The sequence below is a fragment of the Methylobacterium sp. A54F genome (assembly GCF_053346035.1).
In genome coordinates, this window is the sequence record NZ_JBKFBF010000005.1 from 173,785 (window position 1) to 192,132 (window position 18,348).

Annotated in this window: 19 protein-coding genes; 9 read left to right on the forward strand and 10 right to left on the reverse strand. The window is 72.1% G+C overall.

Annotated elements, in window-relative coordinates; all coding sequences use genetic code 11:
- Nucleotides 1-186 precede the first annotated feature (186 nt).
- Nucleotides 187-1,104, reverse strand: coding sequence for a molybdopterin-dependent oxidoreductase (locus ACLBXP_RS10430; RefSeq protein ID WP_447667578.1), 918 nt, complete (start codon nucleotides 1,102-1,104; stop codon nucleotides 187-189).
- Complete coding sequence (locus ACLBXP_RS10435) at nucleotides 1,104-1,982, reverse strand: cytochrome b/b6 domain-containing protein (RefSeq protein ID WP_447667579.1); 879 nt, start codon at nucleotides 1,980-1,982, stop codon at nucleotides 1,104-1,106. The genes ACLBXP_RS10430 and ACLBXP_RS10435 overlap by 1 nt, the downstream gene beginning before the upstream one ends.
- Before the next feature lie 147 nt (nucleotides 1,983-2,129).
- Here ACLBXP_RS10435 and ACLBXP_RS10440 point away from each other — a divergent pair, with 147 nt between their 5' ends.
- From ACLBXP_RS10440 to dprA, 4 genes are read left to right on the forward strand one after another with little or no spacing between them, the layout of a single operon-like run.
- On the forward strand, nucleotides 2,130-3,074 hold the full coding sequence (locus ACLBXP_RS10440; protein ID WP_447667580.1) for an aspartate carbamoyltransferase catalytic subunit: 945 nt from the start codon (nucleotides 2,130-2,132) through the stop codon (nucleotides 3,072-3,074).
- Nucleotides 3,075-3,085: 11 nt separating this feature from the next.
- A complete protein-coding gene (locus tag ACLBXP_RS10445) occupies nucleotides 3,086-4,390 on the forward strand; it encodes a dihydroorotase (RefSeq protein ID WP_447667581.1) in 1,305 nt (434 codons plus the stop codon).
- A gap of 10 nt (nucleotides 4,391-4,400) precedes the next feature.
- Nucleotides 4,401-5,009, forward strand: a complete 609-nt coding sequence (gene plsY / locus ACLBXP_RS10450) for a glycerol-3-phosphate 1-O-acyltransferase PlsY (RefSeq protein WP_447667582.1) — start codon at nucleotides 4,401-4,403, stop codon at nucleotides 5,007-5,009.
- 37 nt (nucleotides 5,010-5,046) lie between these two features.
- The gene (gene dprA / locus ACLBXP_RS10455) at nucleotides 5,047-6,222 is read left to right on the forward strand and encodes a DNA-processing protein DprA (RefSeq protein ID WP_447667583.1); all 1,176 of its coding nucleotides are present in this window, start codon (nucleotides 5,047-5,049) and stop codon (nucleotides 6,220-6,222) included.
- A 40-nt stretch (nucleotides 6,223-6,262) separates the two neighbouring features.
- On the opposite strand, the gene ruvX is transcribed toward dprA, so the two are convergent.
- Both ruvX and ACLBXP_RS10465 read right to left on the reverse strand, forming a co-directional pair.
- A complete protein-coding gene (gene ruvX / locus ACLBXP_RS10460) occupies nucleotides 6,263-6,757 on the reverse strand; it encodes a Holliday junction resolvase RuvX (RefSeq protein WP_447667584.1) in 495 nt (164 codons plus the stop codon).
- Nucleotides 6,754-7,362, reverse strand: coding sequence for an SMI1/KNR4 family protein (locus ACLBXP_RS10465; RefSeq protein ID WP_447667585.1), 609 nt, complete (start codon nucleotides 7,360-7,362; stop codon nucleotides 6,754-6,756). Before ACLBXP_RS10465 ends, ruvX begins: the two co-directional genes overlap by 4 nt.
- Nucleotides 7,363-7,462: 100 nt before the next feature.
- Here ACLBXP_RS10465 and ACLBXP_RS10470 point away from each other — a divergent pair, with 100 nt between their 5' ends.
- The 5 genes from ACLBXP_RS10470 to gatB all read left to right on the forward strand — a co-directional run bounded on the left by ACLBXP_RS10470 (nucleotide 7,463) and on the right by gatB (nucleotide 11,436).
- A complete protein-coding gene (locus ACLBXP_RS10470) occupies nucleotides 7,463-7,642 on the forward strand; it encodes a hypothetical protein (RefSeq protein ID WP_447667587.1) in 180 nt (59 codons plus the stop codon).
- A 108-nt stretch (nucleotides 7,643-7,750) separates the two neighbouring features.
- Nucleotides 7,751-8,038: an Asp-tRNA(Asn)/Glu-tRNA(Gln) amidotransferase subunit GatC gene (gatC, locus tag ACLBXP_RS10475; protein WP_447667588.1), complete on the forward strand. Its 288-nt coding sequence runs from the start codon at nucleotides 7,751-7,753 to the stop codon at nucleotides 8,036-8,038.
- Nucleotides 8,039-8,108: 70 nt separating this feature from the next.
- Nucleotides 8,109-9,590 (forward strand): Asp-tRNA(Asn)/Glu-tRNA(Gln) amidotransferase subunit GatA, encoded by a 1,482-nt coding sequence (gatA, locus tag ACLBXP_RS10480; RefSeq protein WP_447667589.1) that lies wholly within the window; start codon nucleotides 8,109-8,111, stop codon nucleotides 9,588-9,590.
- Entirely contained in the window at nucleotides 9,587-9,886 is a 300-nt protein-coding gene (locus ACLBXP_RS10485) for a hypothetical protein (protein WP_447667590.1), read from the forward strand. Before gatA ends, ACLBXP_RS10485 begins: the two co-directional genes overlap by 4 nt.
- A 77-nt stretch (nucleotides 9,887-9,963) precedes the next feature.
- A complete protein-coding gene (gene gatB / locus ACLBXP_RS10490; protein ID WP_447667591.1) occupies nucleotides 9,964-11,436 on the forward strand; it encodes an Asp-tRNA(Asn)/Glu-tRNA(Gln) amidotransferase subunit GatB in 1,473 nt (490 codons plus the stop codon).
- 40 nt (nucleotides 11,437-11,476) lie between these two features.
- On the opposite strand, the gene ACLBXP_RS10495 is transcribed toward gatB, so the two are convergent.
- The 6 genes from ACLBXP_RS10495 to ACLBXP_RS10520 form a co-directional block, all read right to left on the reverse strand.
- Nucleotides 11,477-13,714: a glycosyltransferase gene (locus ACLBXP_RS10495; RefSeq protein WP_447667593.1), complete on the reverse strand. Its 2,238-nt coding sequence runs from the start codon at nucleotides 13,712-13,714 to the stop codon at nucleotides 11,477-11,479.
- Nucleotides 13,711-14,367, reverse strand: coding sequence for an acetyltransferase (locus ACLBXP_RS10500; protein ID WP_447667594.1), 657 nt, complete (start codon nucleotides 14,365-14,367; stop codon nucleotides 13,711-13,713). The genes ACLBXP_RS10495 and ACLBXP_RS10500 overlap by 4 nt, the downstream gene beginning before the upstream one ends.
- Nucleotides 14,364-15,458 carry a DegT/DnrJ/EryC1/StrS family aminotransferase gene (locus tag ACLBXP_RS10505; RefSeq protein ID WP_447667595.1) on the reverse strand — a complete coding sequence of 365 codons (1,095 nt, stop codon included), beginning with the start codon at nucleotides 15,456-15,458 and terminating at the stop codon, nucleotides 14,364-14,366. The genes ACLBXP_RS10500 and ACLBXP_RS10505 overlap by 4 nt, the downstream gene beginning before the upstream one ends.
- The gene (locus tag ACLBXP_RS10510; RefSeq protein ID WP_447667596.1) at nucleotides 15,455-15,862 is read right to left on the reverse strand and encodes a sugar 3,4-ketoisomerase; all 408 of its coding nucleotides are present in this window, start codon (nucleotides 15,860-15,862) and stop codon (nucleotides 15,455-15,457) included. The genes ACLBXP_RS10505 and ACLBXP_RS10510 overlap by 4 nt, the downstream gene beginning before the upstream one ends.
- Before the next feature lie 1,220 nt (nucleotides 15,863-17,082).
- Complete coding sequence (locus ACLBXP_RS10515) at nucleotides 17,083-18,141, reverse strand: efflux RND transporter periplasmic adaptor subunit (protein WP_447667597.1); 1,059 nt, start codon at nucleotides 18,139-18,141, stop codon at nucleotides 17,083-17,085.
- Nucleotides 18,141-18,335 carry a DUF1656 domain-containing protein gene (locus ACLBXP_RS10520; protein WP_447667598.1) on the reverse strand — a complete coding sequence of 65 codons (195 nt, stop codon included), beginning with the start codon at nucleotides 18,333-18,335 and terminating at the stop codon, nucleotides 18,141-18,143. The genes ACLBXP_RS10515 and ACLBXP_RS10520 overlap by 1 nt, the downstream gene beginning before the upstream one ends.
- Nucleotides 18,336-18,348: the final 13 nt, after the last annotated feature.

The window sequence follows — 18,348 nt, forward strand, 5'->3', positions numbered from 1 at the left end:
CTGAGGCCCGCCCGTAACCGGAGGCCGATGCAGCGTTCGGCGAAGCACGACACGGTTCGCCGGGACGAAGGATGCGTCACCCTGGGGATCGCGACGGGGCGGCGAGCACTCCGTCGGTCGCCGGGAGAAGTGGTTCAAGCCTGCCAGGATGTCAAATCGGGACGGCCGCGGAGCGCGGGGCGGGCGTCAGATGCCCGCGTACCACTCGTAGCCCCGGTCCTCCCAGTAGCCGCCTCCGCCCTCGCCGATGCCCTTGAGCGCGTCGACCACCTCAAGGCGCATCACGTACTTGGCCATCTTGTAGCCGAGCTGGCGTTCCAGCCGCAGGCGCAAGGGGGCCCCGTGCTCCACGGGCAGCGCCCTGCCGTTCATGTCGTAGGCCAGGATCGTCTGGGGGTGGAAGGCGTCGGTGAGGTCGATGCTCTCGTAGTACCGGATCGGCCGTCGGCGGTCCGGCTCGGCGTCCGCCGGCGCGTCGTCCTGCGCGGGGCTGCCCCACGGCATCGCGTCGTCGCCCGCCGCAGCGAGGTGGCGCACCGCGCTCGGGTTCTCGGGCCGGATCAGGCCCGCGCCGTCACCCTCCAGGCCGCCGCCGGCATATTCCATCGTGTCCGCGCAGTGGAACACGACGTAGCGGGCCTGCGGCTTGAGGCGTGCGCGGTGGAGGATCTCCGAGAGCGGCACCCCGGTCCACTTGCCGATGCAGCTCCAGCCCTCGACGCAATCGTGCCGGGTCGTCTGGGTCCGGGCGGGGAGGCCGCGTAGGTCCGCGAGAGAGAACGATCGCGGCTCTTCGACGAGGCCGCCGACCTGCAGCTTGAAGTCGGAAAAACCCTTTCCCTCCAGCGTCTTGTACTCGCGATCCGTCGGCCGGATCGTGCCGTTCGGCTTGAAGAAGGCCGAGATCTCGGAATCCGGGAACTCGCGCGCGAGGGAGGCCGGCGTCAGCAGGAAGCGCTGCACGAACAGGTTGGCATCCTCGCCGAGCTTGAGCGTCCGCGGGCCGTAGGCGCTCGCGGCGAAGCGGTCGCAGCCCCCGAGGGCGGCGGAGCCGGCGAGCACGGCTGCCCCTCCGAGGACGCGGCGTCGGCTGAAGCTCTCCATCACCGCCCTCCCGCGTCGTTCGTGAGCCGCGTCCGCTCGATGGCGAACCAGCCCGTCACCATGCCGCGCATGTTGTTCCAGAACCCCGAGACCAGCACGAGGAGGACGTGGACGATCACGAACAGCACGAGCAGGTTCGCCACGATGAAGTGGATGCTCCGCGCCGACTGCCGGCCGCCGAAGACCTCGGTGAGGAACGGCACGGCCGCGTCCATGGCGGGCGACATGGCAAGGCCCGCCAGCACCATCACGGGCAGCAGGATCGCCACCACCACGAGGTAGGTCAGCTTCTGCAGGACGTTGTAGCGCTTCGCCTCCTCGCCCTCGGGGAAGTGCAGCGTGATGTGCTCCCGGATGGAGCCGCCGATGTCGCGGATCTGGTCCCCGTCCGGGATCACCCGCTGGCGCAGCTGCCCGCTGGCCAAGCCGTACAGCAGGTAGACCAACCCGTTGAGGACGAGGGCCCAGGCGAACAGGTAGTGCCAGCGCCGGCCCGTGGCGAGGTCCTGGGCGGCCGGAACCGTCGCCCAGGCCGGGAAGGCCCGCTCGGCCGTCTGCCCGTTCATCGTCGAGAGGCCGAGCCATCCGGTGGTGTCGAAGCGCCAGCCGCCGACATAGGTCACCCCACGATTCTGGCCGTCCGCGGCCTGCTCGCTGGTGATCGCGAGGGCGGGATTGTCGAACACGGATTTCGAGCCCCAGTAGAGGGCCGGGTGCGCGTTGAAGATCTGCAGGCCGCTCATCAGCAAAACGAGCAGACAGGCGGCGTTGACCCAGTGCGCGACGCGGATCACCAGCGGGTGCCGGTAGATCCAGCGCCGCCGCACGGTTTCGGTGACCTCGCGGGCGTCGAGAGCGGGGGCGGATGCGGGCGCCACGTCGGTTCGTGCTCCTGCTGTCGGGTTGCGCGCAATGCGCTTCAGGACCCCATACGTGTCGCAGGCGCGAAAAGTTACCAGCCCCGGGTGCGTGGGGGGCTGCCGCCTTGCCGCAGGCCCCGCCGGGACCTATAGCCGGCCCCCAGCATGAGCGCGCCCGCCCACCCGTTCCCGCACCGGCACCTCCTCGGAATCGAGGGCCTGACGCGGCCCGAGATCGAGGATCTGCTCGAGCGCGCGGACGCGGCGGTGGGGGTCTCCCGGCAGGTCGAGAAGAAGCTCAACGTCCTGCGCGGACGGACGCAGATCAACCTCTTCTTCGAGCCGTCCACGCGGACGCAGGCCTCGTTCGAGCTCGCCGGCAAGCGTCTCGGTGCCGACGTCATGAACATGTCGGTCGCCTCCTCCTCGGTGAAGAAGGGCGAGACCCTGATCGACACCGCCGCCACCCTCAACGCGATGCGGCCGGACATCATCGTGGTGCGCCACCACGCGGCCGGCGCCGTCCACCTCCTCGCCCGCAAGGTCGACTGCGCGGTGGTGAACGCCGGCGACGGCGCACACGAGCACCCGACCCAGGCGCTCCTCGACGCGCTGACGATCCGCCGCAACAAGGGCGGCATCGAGGGGCTGCAGGTGGCGATCTGCGGCGACGTCCTGCATTCCCGGGTCGCCCGCTCCAACATCATCCTGCTCCAGGCCCTCGGCGCGCGCGTGCGGGTGATCGGCCCCTCGACGCTGCTGCCCACCGGCATCTCGCGGTTCGGCGTCGAGGTCTTCACGGACATGCGGGCGGGGCTCGCGGGCTGCGACATCGTGATGATGCTTCGCCTGCAGCGCGAGCGGATGAACGGCTCCTTCGTGCCGAGCGTGAAGGAGTACTTCCGCTACTACGGGCTCGACGCCGAGAAGCTCGCCCTCGCCAAGGCCGACGCCCTGGTGATGCATCCCGGCCCGATGAACCGCGGCGTCGAGATCGCCTCCGACATCGCGGACGGGGCGCAGTCGCTGATCCGCGAGCAGGTCGAGATGGGCGTCGCGGTGCGCATGGCAGTGCTGGAGGCGCTGGCCACGCACCTGCCGAACGCTTGAGGAGCACATCGGTGGCGACGACGATCCTGTACAACGCCCACCTGATCGACCCCGCCGCCGGCCGCGCCGGCCCCGGCGCGGTCCTGATCCGCGACGGGCTCCTTGCCGACATCGCCTGGGGGGCGGCGCCGGCCGCGCCCGAGGGTGCCGAGACGATCGATTGCGGCGGCCTCGTCCTGGCACCGGGCCTCGTGGATCTGCGCGCCTTCGTGGGCGAGCCCGGAGCGGAGCACCGGGAGACGCTGGCGAGCGCGAGCGCCGCGGCGGCGGCCGGGGGCGTCACCACGCTCGTGTGCATGCCCGACACGAACCCCGTGATCGACGGGCCCGCCATCGTCGATTTCGTGCTGCGGCGCGCCCGCGACACGGCGAGCGTGCACGTCCTGCCGGCCGCGGCGATCACCAAGGGCCTCGCGGGCCGGGAGATGACCGAGTTCGGCCTGCTGCAGGAGGCGGGCGCCGTCGCCTTCACGGACGGGCTCAAGGCCGTGACGAACGCGCAGGTGATGCGCCGGGCGCTCACCTACGCCCGCGATTTCGGCGCGCTGCTGATGCAGCACGTCGAGGAGCCCGACCTCGTGGGCGAGGGCGTGATGAACGAGGGCGAGATGGCCTCGCGCCTCGGGCTCCTCGGCATCCCCCGCGAGGCCGAGACGGTGATGCTCGAGCGCGACATCCGCCTCGTGCGGCTCACCGGCGCTCGCTACCACGCCGCGATGATCTCGTGCGCCGATTCGGTCGAGATCGTGCGTCGCGCCAAGGAGGCGGGGCTCCCCGTGACCTGCGGCGTCTCGGTGAACAACCTTGTCCTCAACGAGGGCGACATCGGGCATTACCGCACCTTCTGCAGGCTCTCGCCGCCGCTCCGGGACGAGGCGGACCGGCAGGCAATGGTGGCCGCCCTCAACGCCGGCATCGTCGACGTGATCGTCTCGGACCACAATCCGCAGGACGTCGAGACGAAGCGCCTGCCCTTCGCCGAGGCCGCGAACGGGGCACTCGGCATCGAGACCCTGCTGGGCGCAGCCCTGCGCCTCGTCCATACCGGCGACGTGGACCTGCAGCGGCTTCTCGCCGCGCTCTCGGCGGCGCCGGCCGCGCTCCTAGGCCGAGGGAGCGGACGCCTCGCCCCGGGAGCCCCGGCCGATCTCGTGCTGATCGACCCGGACCTGCCCTACGTGCTCGACAAGCGGCAGCTGAAGTCGCGCTCCAAGAACTCGCCCTTCGACGAGGCGCGCCTGCAGGGCGCCGCCGTGCTGACCCTCGTCGGCGGCCGGGTCGTCCACCGGGCGGATGCCCTCGCGGCGGCAGCGTGAGGGCTCCCCGGTGAACGACCTCCTCGCAGCCGGCTGGCCGGCGATCTTCGGGTGCCTCGTCCTCGGCTACGGCCTCGGCTCGATCCCCTTCGGCCTGATCCTGACCCGCGCCGCCGGGCTCGGGGATGTCCGGGCGATCGGCTCGGGCAACATCGGCGCCACCAACGTCCTGCGCACGGGCCGCAAGGGCATCGCCGCGGCCACCCTCCTCGGCGACGCCCTCAAGGGCACCACCGCGGTGCTGATCGGGCTCCGCTTCGGCGAAGGGCCGGCCCTCGCAGCGGGCCTCGGGGCCTTCCTGGGCCACCTCTTCCCGGTCTGGCTCGGCTTTCGCGGCGGCAAGGGCGTGGCGACCTTCATCGGCGTTCTGCTCGGGCTCGCGCCCGTGGCCGTGCTAGCCTTCGCGCTGCTCTGGCTCGGCCTGGCCTTCGCGGCGCGCTACTCCTCCCTGGCGGCGCTCGTCGCCTCCGCGGCGACGCCCCTGGTGCTCTGGGGCCTCGGCCGGCCGAGCGAGGCCCTGCTCTTCCTCGCGCTCGCCGCCCTGCTATGGTGGAAGCACGTTCCGAACATCCGGCGCCTGATGGCCGGCACCGAGGGGCGGATCGGGCAGAAGGGCTGAGTCACCGCGCTCGTCCGTCCCGACGGGGGAGGGCGGAATGCAGCTCACCGACACGCAGCGGGTCGACTGGCTGCGGCTGATCCGCTGCGAGGGCGTGGGCCCCCGCACCTTCCGGGCCCTGATCAACCGCTTCGGCGGCGCGGGCGCGGCCCTCGAAGCCCTGCCGGGCCTCACCCAGGCCCGAGGCCGACGGGTCACCCCGCCGACGCGCGCCGAGGCCGAGGCCGAGATCGCGGCGGCCGCACGCCTCGGGGCCCGCCTCGTGGCGACCGGCGAGGCTGACTACCCGCGTCTCCTTCAGGCCGCCGACGCCGCACCGCCCCTCGTCGCGCTGCGCGGCGGCGCATCCGTCCTCGCGCGGCCGGCCGTCGCACTCGTAGGGTCCCGGAACGCCTCGGCGGCGGGCCTCGCCTTCGCGGAGCGGCTGGCCCGGGGCCTCGGCGAGGCCGGGTTCACCGTGGTCTCGGGCCTCGCCCGCGGCATCGATGCCCGAGCCCACAAGGCATCCCTCGCGACAGGCGCCGTCGCGGTGCTGGCCGGCGGGCACGACCGCATCTACCCGGCCAATCACGCCGGCCTCGCCGACGAGATCCTCGCCGCGGGCGGCTGCCTCGTCGCCGAGATGCCCATGGGCTGGGAGCCCCGCGGCCGCGACTTCCCCCGCCGCAACCGCATCATCTCGGGGCTCGCCTACGGCACCATCGTGGTCGAGGCGGCGCGCCGCTCGGGCTCGCTGATCACCGCCCGCTTCGCCCTCGAGCAGGGGCGGGAGGTGTTCGCGGTGCCGGGCTCGCCGCTCGACCCGCGGGCGGAGGGCACCAACGACCTGATCCGCCAGGGCGCGACCCTTGTCGCCAGCGTCGATCACGTCCTCGAAGTGCTCGCCCCGCTGATCGAAGGGGGCGCCCCCGCACTCGGGATGCCGCCGCCGGACCTCGCGGACGCCGAGGCCTACTGGGACGAGATCGACCTCGACGGAGAGACGCTTCCGGTGATCCCGCCGCGCCTCGAACCGCCCGTGCCCGACACGGACGCCCCGGCGGACCAGCGCGCCCGCCTGATCGCGCATCTGAGCCCGAGCCCGATCGGCGTCGACGAGCTCGCCCGTGCGAGCGGCCTCGGGGTCCGGATCGTGCAGGCGAACCTGCTGGAGCTGGAGCTTGCCGGCCGCATCGAGCGTCACGGCAGCGGCAGTGTCTCGCTGGTCGGCTGAAGGCCGACCCGGGCGGAGGCGCCGCGAGGCACCGAAGCCCTCAGGTCCAGGCCGGCTCCTCCGGCCCCGGTCGCAGGCTGCGCAGGATGTCGAGGCAGCCCTGGAGGATGTAGGCGGCCGCGAGCTTGTCCACGAGCTCGCTGCGCCGGGCCCGGGAGGCGTCAGCCTCGATCAGCGCCCGGGTCACCACGGCGGTCGAGAGGCGCTCGTCATGGAAGAGGACGGGCAGGTCGAGGATCGGCTTGAGATTGCGCACGAAGGCGCGCGTCGATTGCACGCGCGGCCCCTCGCTCCCGTCCATGTTGAGCGGCAGGCCGAAGACCAGGCCGCCGACCCCGTGGCGGAGGCAGATCTCCTTGAGCCGCGCCGCGTCGGGCGTGAACTTCACGCGCCGGATGGTCTCCAGCGGCGAGGCGATCTGCCGGCCGACATCGGAGAGGGCGAGCCCGATGGTCTTCGTCCCGAGATCGACGCCGATGAGGCGCGGAGACCCACGGGAGGCCTCGTCGAAGGCGCGAAGGTCGTCGCGGTTCACGAGGGGGCTCCCGCCTCGCCCGCCCGCGCCAGGATCCCCGTATCGGTGCCCTCGAAGTGCGGCGGCAGGGGCTCCGCGCCGGGACCGAGCACCTGCGCGGCGGCCGCGCCCTGAACCCGGCGGAAGAACTCGGTCAGGTCCTCGCCCCCGAAGCGCACGCTCTCGAGGTCCGCGGCGAGCACCCAGACATCGAACTCGCCGGTGCCCTGCACGTCCCAGAACAGGAAGGCGCCGTCCTCGGTGGTGCCGAAGAAGCAGGCGCGCTCGAGAACCTCCGCCTCACCGCCCTCCACGTCGAAGCGGTGGGGCTCGAAACCCAGGGTCGGGTTGGCGTCGACGAGCCGGATCGCCTCGCCGACGCTGTGGGCGATGAGGCCGGCCCGCGTCACCAGGTCGGCCGCCTCGAAGGGGACCGGCGTGGCGATGCGGATCTGCCCGCCCGCGAGACCGGCCCCGCAGGTCCGGCAGAACCCGCGATAGCTCTCGGGGAGGGAGAAGCCGAGCTCCGCCTCGGCCCGCGCCAGATCCGCCTCGCTCGACGGGTGCCCCTGCCGCAGGGTCGTGAAGATCTCGGCCCAGACCGTGTCGTCGCTGTCCCGGCCCATGCCGCCTCCGTTAACCATGCCCACGCTTCGGCATGGCCGAATCGGGAGCCCATCCCGCATAGATGGGTTTACGCTTCGTTAACCCTGCCCCGAGACGTCCGTGCCCGCCATCGCGTCGCCTTCGCCGCCCAGCGCGCGGCTCTCACGGCTCCACAGGCTCCTGCTGCTCCTCGCCTTCGAGGTGCTGGTGTTCGGGGCGGCCCAGGCGTGGCAGCACCCGGTGCGCCGGGCGGGCATCCTCATCGAGACGACGGTGGCGCCGAATCACGTCGTGACCTGACGCGTTGCGGCGCTCCGAAGGCGGGTGCTATAGCGCGCCCGACCAGGGGCGCCTCCGCGGCGCTGCCTCCCTCCCGGGCGCATCCGCGCGAGAACGAAACAAGGCAGCATGTCGGTCGACGCACAGACAGTCCGGCGCATCGCCCACCTTGCCCGCATCGCCGTGAGCGAGGACGACGTGGCCCCGCTCCAGGGCGAGCTGAATGCCATTCTGGCCTTCGTCGAGCAGCTCGGGACCGTCGACGTCTCGGGCGTCGAGCCGATGACCTCGGTGACGCCGATGCGGATGAAGAAGCGCGAGGACGCGATCACCGACGGCGGCCGCGCCGACGAGGTGGTCGCCAACGCCCCCGAGACCGAGGACAACTACTTCCTCGTTCCCAAGGTGATCGAGTAGGCGCGCCCCCGCCTCAGGCCCCGGCATCGCGCGCGCCGCCCGAGCGGAGCGCGGCTTCAGGACGACGATCGTGACCGCACTCAACGAACTCACCCTCGCGGAAGCCCGCGACGGGCTGAAGGCCCGGGATTTCTCGGCGCACGAGCTGACCCGGGCGCACATCGATGCCCTGGAGAAGGCGCGCGTCCTCAACGCCTACCTGCTCGAGACGCCCGACCGCGCGCTCAAGATGGCCGAGGTCTCGGACGCCAAGATCGCCGCCGGCGAGGCGCGCCCGCTCGAGGGCCTGCCCCTCGGCATCAAGGATCTGTTCTGCACTCACGGGGTGACGACGACCGCGGGCTCGCGGATCCTCGAGGGCTTCGAGCCGCACTACGAGTCGGCGGTCTCGGCCAATCTCTGGCGCGACGGCGCCGTGATGCTCGGCAAGCTCAACCTCGACGAGTTCGCCATGGGCTCCTCGAACGAGACCAGCGCCTACGGCAGCGTGATCTCGCCCTGGCGCCGGAACGGCTCGGAGGCGGCGATCGTGCCGGGCGGCTCCTCCGGCGGCTCCGCGGCGGCGGTGGCTGCGCACCTCTGCCTCGGGGCCACCGCCACGGACACCGGCGGCTCGATCCGCCAGCCCGCGGCCTTCACGGGGACGGTCGGGATCAAGCCCACCTACGGGCGCTGCTCGCGCTGGGGCACGGTGGCCTTCGCCTCCTCCCTCGACCAGGCCGGCCCGATCGCCCGCACGGTGCGCGACTGTGCGATCCTGCTCGGCTCCATGGCGGGTACGGATGTTCGTGACACCACCTGCGCCGACCTGCCCGTCCCGGATTTCGAGGCGGCGGTGTCGCGCGGGTGCAAGGGCCTCACCATCGGCATCCCGCGGGAGTACCGGGTCGACGGCATGCCGGCCGAGATCCAGCGGCTCTGGGACCAGGGCGCGGAATGGCTGCGCGCGGCCGGCGCCACGATCCGCGAGATCTCGCTGCCCCACACCCGGTACGCGCTGCCGGCCTACTACATCGTGGCGCCGGCCGAGGCCTCCTCGAACCTCGCCCGCTACGACGGCGTGCGCTACGGCCTGCGGGTGCCCGGCAAGGACATCGCCGGCATGTACGAGAACACCCGCGCGGCCGGCTTCGGCCGCGAGGTGAAGCGCCGCATCATGATCGGCACCTACGTGCTCTCGGCGGGCTACTACGACGCCTACTACGTGCGCGCCCAGAAGATCCGCACCTTGATCAAGCGCGACTTCGAGGCGGCCTACGCGTCGGGCATTGATGCCATCCTGACGCCGGCCACGCCGTCCGCCGCCTTCGGGATCGGCGAGAAGGCTTCCGCCGATCCGGTCGAGATGTACCTCAACGACGTCTTCACGGTGACGGTGAACATGGCCGGGCTACCGGGCATCGCGGTGCCGGCGGGCCTCGACGGGCAGGGCCTGCCCCTCGGCCTTCAGCTCATCGGCCGCCCCTTCGACGAGGAGACCCTGTTCGCGGCCTCCCAGGTCATCGAGGACGCCGCCGGCCGGACCAAGCTGCCGCAGTCCTGGTGGGCATGACCGTCCCCTATTACCCGCCCTCCGTCTGGATCTGGGCCGCCCTCGACCCCATCCTCGTGGGCCTCGCCCTCTGGCTCGGCTGGCACGCCAGCCAGTTCGGCAAGGTCTTCATCGCGGCCATCATCGCGCTCGGCGTCTCGGTGCTGGCCTCCTGGGGGATCACGGCGCTCGGCATCCCCTGGCCGGCGCCGGTGAGCCACGACGGGCCGACCTTCTTCCCCGTCCGCACCGTCGCGGCGCTCCTCTGGGCGATCCTCGCCTTCGCGGCCCGGCGGGCCCTGGCGCGGCGCGCTTGACCCGACCGCGGAGCGCCCCGTAACTGGCGCCAGACCGGCCCCGGCCGGCCCCGACATCCTCCACCGGCCCGGCGAGCATGAACGCACCCGTCTCCCCCAACAAGCTCATCAAGGGCGGCCTGCACGACTGGGAGGTCGTGATCGGCATGGAGATCCACGCCCAGGTCACCAGCCGCTCCAAGCTGTTCTCGGGTGCGGCCACCGCCTTCGGGGCCGAGCCGAACGACCACGTCTCGCTGGTCGATGCCGCGATGCCCGGCATGCTGCCGGTGATCAACGCGGAATGCGTGGCGCAGGCGATCCGCACCGGCCTCGGGTTGAGGGCCAAGGTCAACCTGCGCTCGGTGTTCGACCGGAAGAACTACTTCTACCCGGATCTGCCGCAGGGCTACCAGATCTCGCAGTACAAGGACCCGATCGTCGGCGAGGGCGAGGTGCTGGTCGACCTGGCGGACGGCGAGTCCATCACGGTCGGGATCGAGCGCCTGCACCTGGAGCAGGACGCCGGCAAGTCGCTCCACGACCAGGATCCGACGCGCAGCTTCGTGGACCTCAACCGCTCCGGCGTCGCGCTGATGGAGATCGTCTCGCGGCCGGACCTGCGCTCGTCCGAGGAGGCCCGCGCCTACGTGACGAAGCTGCGCACCATCCTGCGCTACCTCGGCACCTGCGACGGCGACATGGAGAAGGGCAACCTGCGCGCCGACGTGAACGTCTCGGTGCGCCGCCCCGGCGAGCCCCTCGGTACGCGCTGCGAGATCAAGAACGTGAACTCGATCCGTTTCATCGGGCAGGCCATCGAGACCGAGGCGCGGCGCCAGATCGCCATCCTGGAGGATGGCGGCAGCATCGACCAGGAGACACGCCTGTTCGACCCGGGCAAGGGCGAGACGCGCTCCATGCGCTCCAAGGAGGAGGCGCACGACTACCGCTACTTCCCGGACCCCGACCTGCTTCCCCTTGAGTTCGACCAGGCCTACGTCGACGACCTCGCGAAGGGGCTGCCGGAGCTGCCGGACGCCAAGAAGGCGCGGTTCGTCTCGGATTTCGGCCTCTCGGCCTACGATGCCGGGGTGCTGGTCGCCGAGCGCGCGGCGGCCGACTACTACGAGGCCGTGGCGCGGGGCCGCGACGGCAAGGCCGCGGCCAACTGGGTGATCAACGAGCTGTTCGGACGCCTCAACAAAGAGGGCCGGACGATCGAGGACACGCCGGTCTCCGCCGAGCAGCTCGGCGCCATCGTGGACCTCATCGGCGAGGGCGTGATCTCGGGCAAGATCGCCAAGGACCTGTTCGAGATCGTCTGGTCCGAGGGGGGCGACCCGCGGGCGATCGTCGAGGCCCGCGGCATGCGCCAGGTGACCGACACGGGCGCCATCGAGGCGGCAGTGGACGACATCATCGCCAGGAACCCCGACAAGGTGGCGCAGGCGAAGGAGAAGCCGACGCTGCTCGGCTGGTTCGTCGGCCAGACCATGAAGGCCACCGGCGGCAAGGCGAACCCGGCCGCCGTGAACGCGCTGCTGAAGGCCAAGCTCGGGCTCGACTAGCGCTCCGCGCGTCGGGAGGCCGTACCGGGCCAGCGGGCCGCTACGAACGCGGCGCCTTCGTTCGCGCGCCCGAAATGGCGTCGATCCGGCGTCCGATCCAGCGGAGCGGAGCGGTCGAGCGCCAGGAGAGGGATTTGCGCATGCGCTCGCGCGAGGCGACGGCCAGGGCCAGCATCGCCCCCCGATTTGCCACCTCGGCCTCCGAAGCGAGACGTATGGCATCGATGCGCGCGATCTCGGCCTCGGCACCCGCGAGCGCCCGGCGTCCGACCTCGATCGCCGCCGCCTGCTCCGCGAGGCGCTGATCGCGCGCGCTCAGGGCCTCCCGCTGCTCCGCGAGGGCCGCGTCCCGCCCGGCGAGGGCGGCGTCGCGTCCGGCGATGTCCGCCGCGTGCCGTCCGGCGGCCTCGGTGATGGCTTCGTTGCGGGCGTGCACCATGACCCACAGCTCCGTGATCCTGCGGTCGCGCTCCGCGATCCCGGCGAGCCCGAAGGCATCGACCTGGCCGGCGAGGTCGCGCAGACGCGCGTGGTCCGCAGGACTGCTGGCGTGCTCGTGGAGCAGGTCGACGGCGAGGTTCTGGTAGACGGGACCGGGGTTGCGCAGGGCGAGGTCCGCGACGCGGAGCGGCACGGGCAGCCCGCGGGTCTCAGGGCATTCGGGACCGAACAGGGTCTCGAAGCGCTCCGGGTCGAGGTGGGCGAAGCGCCGCAGCACGCGGTTCAGCTCGAAGGCGCTGCGCAGCATCGTGTCCGGCCGCGGGGCGCTCATGTTGGCGGCGGCGTCGCGGATGCGGAAGGCGGTGAGCTCCTCGGGCAGGACGTGGATCGCGTGGCCGGCCATGGCCATGCGGATCCACATGTCGAGATCCTGCAGGTTGGTGAGGCGCGGATCGTAGGGGCCGGCCGCGCGGTAGGCGTCCGCCCGGATCATCGCGGTCGGCGCGCACAGGCAGTTGCCGTGGTGGAAGAAGCGGCGCAGCCAGGAATCCGGGGTGAAATCCGGCAGCCGGAGGGGCTCGGTGAAGTCGTTGTAGGCCGCGATCGGCGCGCCGCGCTCGTCGACCGGACGCGGCATCCCGAACACCAGGGACACGTCCGGCCGCGCGTCGAGGAGGTCGACCTGGGCCGCGAGGCGGCCGGGCAGCGCCCAATCGTCCGAGTTGAGGATCGCGAGGTAGCGCCCCCGCGCCCGCGCGATCGTGGCGTTCATGGCCGCCGAGATCCCGCGGTTCTCCGGGAACGCCTCGAGGCGTATGCGCGGATCGGCGTAGCGCCCGATCACGGCGCGGGTGCCGTCCGTCGAGCCGTCGTCGGTGACGACGATCTCGAAGTCCTGGAAGGACTGCTCCAGCACGCTCTCGATCGTCCGGCCGACATAGGCCGCGTGGTCGAAGCTCTTGACGAGCACCGAGACCGTGGGGTCGGATTTCGGCTCGGCGGGCGGTGCCGGGCGGGGTTCCTGGCGGCGGATGTCCGGCCGCTGCTCCCACCAGAGGGGCCGGATCGCGGCCTGCCCGGGGTCGAAGCCGGGGGCCGCGAGGTCGGTCGAGTCCCGCTCCATCTGGTCCCAGAAGCCGCGCAGGCGCTCCCTGGACCAGCGATAGTGCTGGCCGTAGTCGTTGGCGATGTCGACGGCGCCGAGGCGCTGGGCCTGGGCGGCCTCGCGGGCGGCGTTCCGCTCGAAGCCGAGATGCTTGTAGTGCCAGAGCATTACGGTGTCGCGGGGGGGCAGCACGAGGTCGCCCACGGGCTCGGCGGCGTGGCGGCCGGGGCCGAAGCCGGTCTCGCGCACGAAGGCGGGGCGGAACAGGCTGAGCTTGTTGAAGGCGCTGCGCGGGCGGCCCCGGGTGACCCGCTCGACGAGGAGGCCGTGGTCGTCCGGCATCACCGGATGGTTCATGTCGAAGCCGAGCGCCGGCAACAGTGTCACGCCACTGTCCCGCGCCGTGTCCAGCACGGTGTCCATCGGGCGTCCGGCGGCGTGGAGGTGCTCGTCGATGGCTGTGATGCAGATCCAGTCGACATCCCGGCTCTCCTGCCAGGCCTGGTCCTGCATCGCCTTGTGGGAGAGCACGAAGGATTCGGCCTCCACACGCTCGAAGCGGCGCAGCTCAACCTTGGGATGCGCCCGCAGGATATCGAGGGAGCCGTCGGTCGAGCCGTCGTCGTAGACGACGTAGCGGTCGACCCAGGGGTCGTAGTGCCGAAAGAAGAAGCCGAGCATGTCGGCCTCGTCCCAGCAGACGGTGTAGAGGTGGACCCGCGGCCTCGTCACGCGACGGCGAGCCCCTGGTAGCCGCCGATGTCGCTGCGCACGATCCGGGCCGGATTGCCGAGGACGAGGCAGGCCGGCGGCACGTCCCGGGTCACCACCGCGCCGCCGCCCACCACCGCGTTCGCGCCGATCGTCACCTCGGGCAGCACGACGGCCCCGGTGCCGATCACCGCACCGCGGCCGATCGTGACGTGCCCGCCCGCCACGCAGCCGGGCCCGAGGGAGGCGAAGTCGTCGATGCGGGCGTGGTGCCCGAGGCTCGCCCCGCGATTGACGAAGACGAAAGCGCCGAGGACCGAGGCGCTGCCGAGGCTGCAGCCGGCGTTGACGTAGGTGCCCGGCCCGAGGGCGATGCGCCGCGGCGCCGGCACGCTGGGATCGACCAGGGTGAAGGGCTCGCGCAGGCCCGCCGCCTCGGCCTCCCGGAGGGCGGTCTGCCGGTGGGCCGGCGTGAACAGCGGCACCAGGAAGGGCAGGGCGCGCAGGGCGTCGTCGATGGCCTCCGGGGGCCGCAGGGGCAGGTCCTCGGGCAGGTGGCAGGGCGGCGGCCGGTTGCGGATGCCCGCCGCGACGGCGAGGCCGGCCCGGTGGAGGCTCTCCTCCACGTCGACGATGACGGGCGAGCCGGTGCCGAACAGGACGATGGCCCTCATCGGCCGCAGAAGGCGCGGACCGCATCCGCCACGCGGTCGAGGGCCTGGCAGGCGATCTCGGGCTGCACGGGCAGGCTGAGGAGCGTATCGGCCAGCCGGTCGGTGACCGGGAGGGGGCCGGGCGCGCCCTCCGCGAAGGCCGGGTGCCGGTGGAGGCCCGGGGCGTAGTGGACCGCGCTGCCGATGCCCGCCGCCGCGAGGTGGCGCATCAGCCCGTCCCGGTCCGGGTGCGTCACCGCGAACTGGTGGTAGACCGCGCCCTCGGCCTCCGGCGGCAGGCCGAGCTCCGGACACCCCTCCAGGGCGGCGCGGTAGCGGCCCGCGACGGCGCGGCGCTCCGCGTTGCCGGCATCGCAGTAGGGCAGGAGCGCCGAGAGGATGGCGGCCTGGAGGGCGTCGAGGCGCGCGTTGAAGCCCAGGCCGAGGCTGACCTTCTCGCCTTCGGCGAAGCCGTAGTTGCGGAGGGCGCGGAGGCGCTCGGCGAGCCCGGGATCGTTCGTAGTGATCGCCCCGCCGTCGCCGACGCAGCCGAGGTTCTTCGTCGGGTAGAAGGAGAAGGCCGCGGCGTGCCCGAAGCTGCCGAGGCGGGTCCCGTCCAGGGTGGCGCCGTGGGCCTGGGCGCAATCCTCCACCACCGCGAGGCCGTGCCGGGCGGCCAGCGCCATGAGGGCCGGCATGTCGGCCGGGTGCCCGAACAGGTGCACGGGCAGGATCGCCGCCGTGCGCGGGCCGATCGCGGCGGCCGCGGCCCGGGGATCGAGGCAGCGGGTCAGGGGGTCGACCTCGGCGAAGCGCGGCAGGGCCCCGCAGTGCAGGACCGCCTGGGCGGAGCCCGCGAAGGTCAGCGCCGGCAGGACCACCTCGTCCCCGGCGCCGACCCCGAGGGCGCGGAGCGCCAGCGCCAGCGCCTCGGTCCCCGACGAGACGCCGACCGCGTGAGCGCAGCCCGCATGTGCCGCGAAGGCCTCCTCGAAGGCGGCGACCGGCGCCCCGAGGATGTAGGCCTCGCCGCCGAGGAGGCCGCCGATTGCCGCATCGATCTCCCGCCGGAAGCGGGCGATTCGCCGCTGCGGCGCGGCCTGCGGGATCATGCGCAGCAATCCGCGAGCATCAGGTGCGGCTGCGCGGTGGCGAAGTGGCGCGTCGCCTCGTAGCGGGCGGAGGCGCAGACGAGCAGGATGGTGCCGGGCTCGAAGGCGCGCAGGTGGATCAGCACGCCCGGCCGGACCCAGAGGCCGCGGGCGTAGTCGCGCAGCCACACGCCCCCCCGCTCCGTGCCGTTATCGACCTCGACCCGCACGGCGCCCGCCACGGCGACGATGAACTCGTCGCACGAATTGGCGTGCCCGCCGCGCTCCACCTCGGGCCGGTCGATCTTCATGAAGAAGACCCGCTCCGGCCGGAAGGGCAGCGTGTCGAACTGTTGGAAGGCAACCAGATGTCCGCGATCGTCGGCGTGAATCGGATGCTCCAGGAGCGACGCTCCCTTGATCAAGTCCATTGTCCCGACGCCGCACCACCATCGACTGCCCGGGCAGGCTACAGAACCCACCGGAAGGCCGCAACTGCTGGCGTTTCGCCGACTAGTTTTGGGAGAAGTCGGCAATTATCTTGCCTGTTTATCCCGAATTTGCTCGCTTGGGTTGCGTGGGTTGCCGGGTCGGCCGGGCGCACCGTTCTACCGGCCGCCAGGTGCACGCCCGGCGCCGGAGCGCTCGCGATGCGGACTCGATGGCGGCTTCCAGGGCCCGCGCGCGAGCTGGAGTCCTCCTTCGAGGCTCCGCTGCGCTCCGCACCTCAGGAGGAGGTCGCGGGTGGGAGGCAGACCGGCACAGGGCTTCTCCCATCCACCCACCTCATCCTGAGGCGCCCCCGCCAGGGGGCCTCGAAGGAGGGCTCCAGGGATCGCGCGGAAACTGGAGCCCTCCTTCGAGGCTCCGCTTCGCTGCGCACCTCAGGATGAGGGCGCGGGTGGGAGGCAAGGTGATACCCGGCGTCTCCCATCCATCCACCTCATCCTGAGGTGCCGCGGAGCGGCCTCGAAGGAGGCATCCAGAACCCTGTGCTGACCCTGGAACCCGCCATCGAGGCTCCGCTGCGTCAGCAATGAAAGGGTTGGGACAGACGAGCGCCACGGCCGGGCAACCGCCCCACCAGCGCGTCGCGGGTCCCCCGACCCTCGCTGCCCCACCCGCCTCCGCCCGCGCGGCAGGCCCGAGACCGTTGCGGACATGGCGCGATCCCGCGCGGCACGATGGGCCGGGCGGGCAGTCAGACCATGGGATGTGCGCGTCGTGGGTACCGCGGCCGAAGCGGCATGAGGTGGGGCATTTCGCGTGTTCGAAGACGTGCCGTGCTGGCCGCTTCTGCGCCCCTGATGTCGCTTTCGTCGGGTCGTTCGCGTGTTGCGCCGCTGGGCCTCGGGCCGAACTATCCCGGGACGTTCCTGGCGGCCTTGCGCTGCGGTGGAGTCATGCCTGTCTCCTCCAGCTTTCCCGGCCGGGACGGGGAGCTGCCAAGCCGCCCCGGTGCCGGTCGTGCCCTGCATTCGCGAAGCACGCAAGGAGGTTGCGACGATCAAACCATGTCGTCAACCCACAAAATACGGCCACGCTGTAAATAACATCTCGCGCACGATTTAATCTGGGCGCCGAATATTGTCGCGTCTTCAAGTTGTGTTCGCACTGCACAACTCGCACGCGCCCGGGACGGGCGTCAGGGGCCGCCCGTCACGCTGCGGCGCAGGTCCGCGAACCACCGGGGCAGGCGGGCCTCGCGCGACCCCACGGAGACCGTGGCGGTCATGCCGGCCACCAGGGGGATCCCGTCCGGGACGTGCTCGATGCGGATGCGCACCGGCACGCGCTGGGCGAGGCGCACCCAGGTGTAGACCGGGTTGACGCTCGGCAGGCCCTGCGTGCTCGGGGCGGCGTTCGGCGTGGCGATGCCGAGGGTGATGCTCTCGACGGTGCCGCGCAGCGGGTCGGCGTAGCCCATCAGCGCCATCTCGGCGGCGTCGCCCACGTGGATGTTGGGCATCTTCGTCTCCTCGAAGTAGCCGTCCACCCAGAAGGAATCGGTGTCGATCACCCGCACGTTCGCGGTGCCGGTCTGGGCGTAGTCGCCGACCCGGAGGAGGAGGTTGGTCACCCGCCCGTTCACGGTGGAGCGGACCTCGGTGCGCTCGAGGTTGACCTTCGCCTGGGCGAGCTGCGCCTTGGCCGAGGCGACCGCCGCCTCGGCGATCTTGGCGGTGCCGGCGTATTGCTGCTTCTCCTCCACGGAGGTGGAGACCGTGGACAGTGCCTGGCGGCGGGCCGACTGGGCCTGCTTGACCTGCAGGTCCGCCTCCCGGTTCTGCAGCTCCGCCTCCGCGGAGGCGATCGAGACCCGGTAGTCGAACGGGTCGATCACGTAGAGGACGTCCCCCTTCCGGACCGCCTGGTTGTCGCCGACCCGCAGCTCGACGATCTGGCCGGCGACCTGGGGGGCGATGTTGGCGACCTGGACCCGCACCTCGCCGTCCCGCGTCCAGGGGGCCGTGACGTAGTAGGACCAGACGATCGCGGCGGCGACGACCGCGCAGGCCAGGATCACCGCGGTGGCGAGGAGGCGCAGCACCTTGCCGGCGCGGCCGCGCCGCGCCGCGGCGGGCTGCGCGAGGAGCGGCGTCGGGGGCGGGTCCGCCTGCGGCCCGGCATCCCGGCCGGGCTCGGGGGCGGCGGCCTCGTTGCCGGCCCTGTTGCCGGCCTTGGGGTCGTCCTCGTCGGCCATCAGAACAGCACGATCAGCAGGGCGAGGACGCAGACGTAGATCCCGGCCTCGGCGAGCGGGGGGTTGGCCACGTAGCGGCTGAAGCGCACCCGCCGCAGGAGCACGCGCAGGGCGAGCAGGATCGCCAGGGCGCCCGCCGCGTAGGCGACGAAGGGGGAGACCAGCACCCCGCCGAACTCGAGATCGTGGCGCATCGTCGGCTCGGTC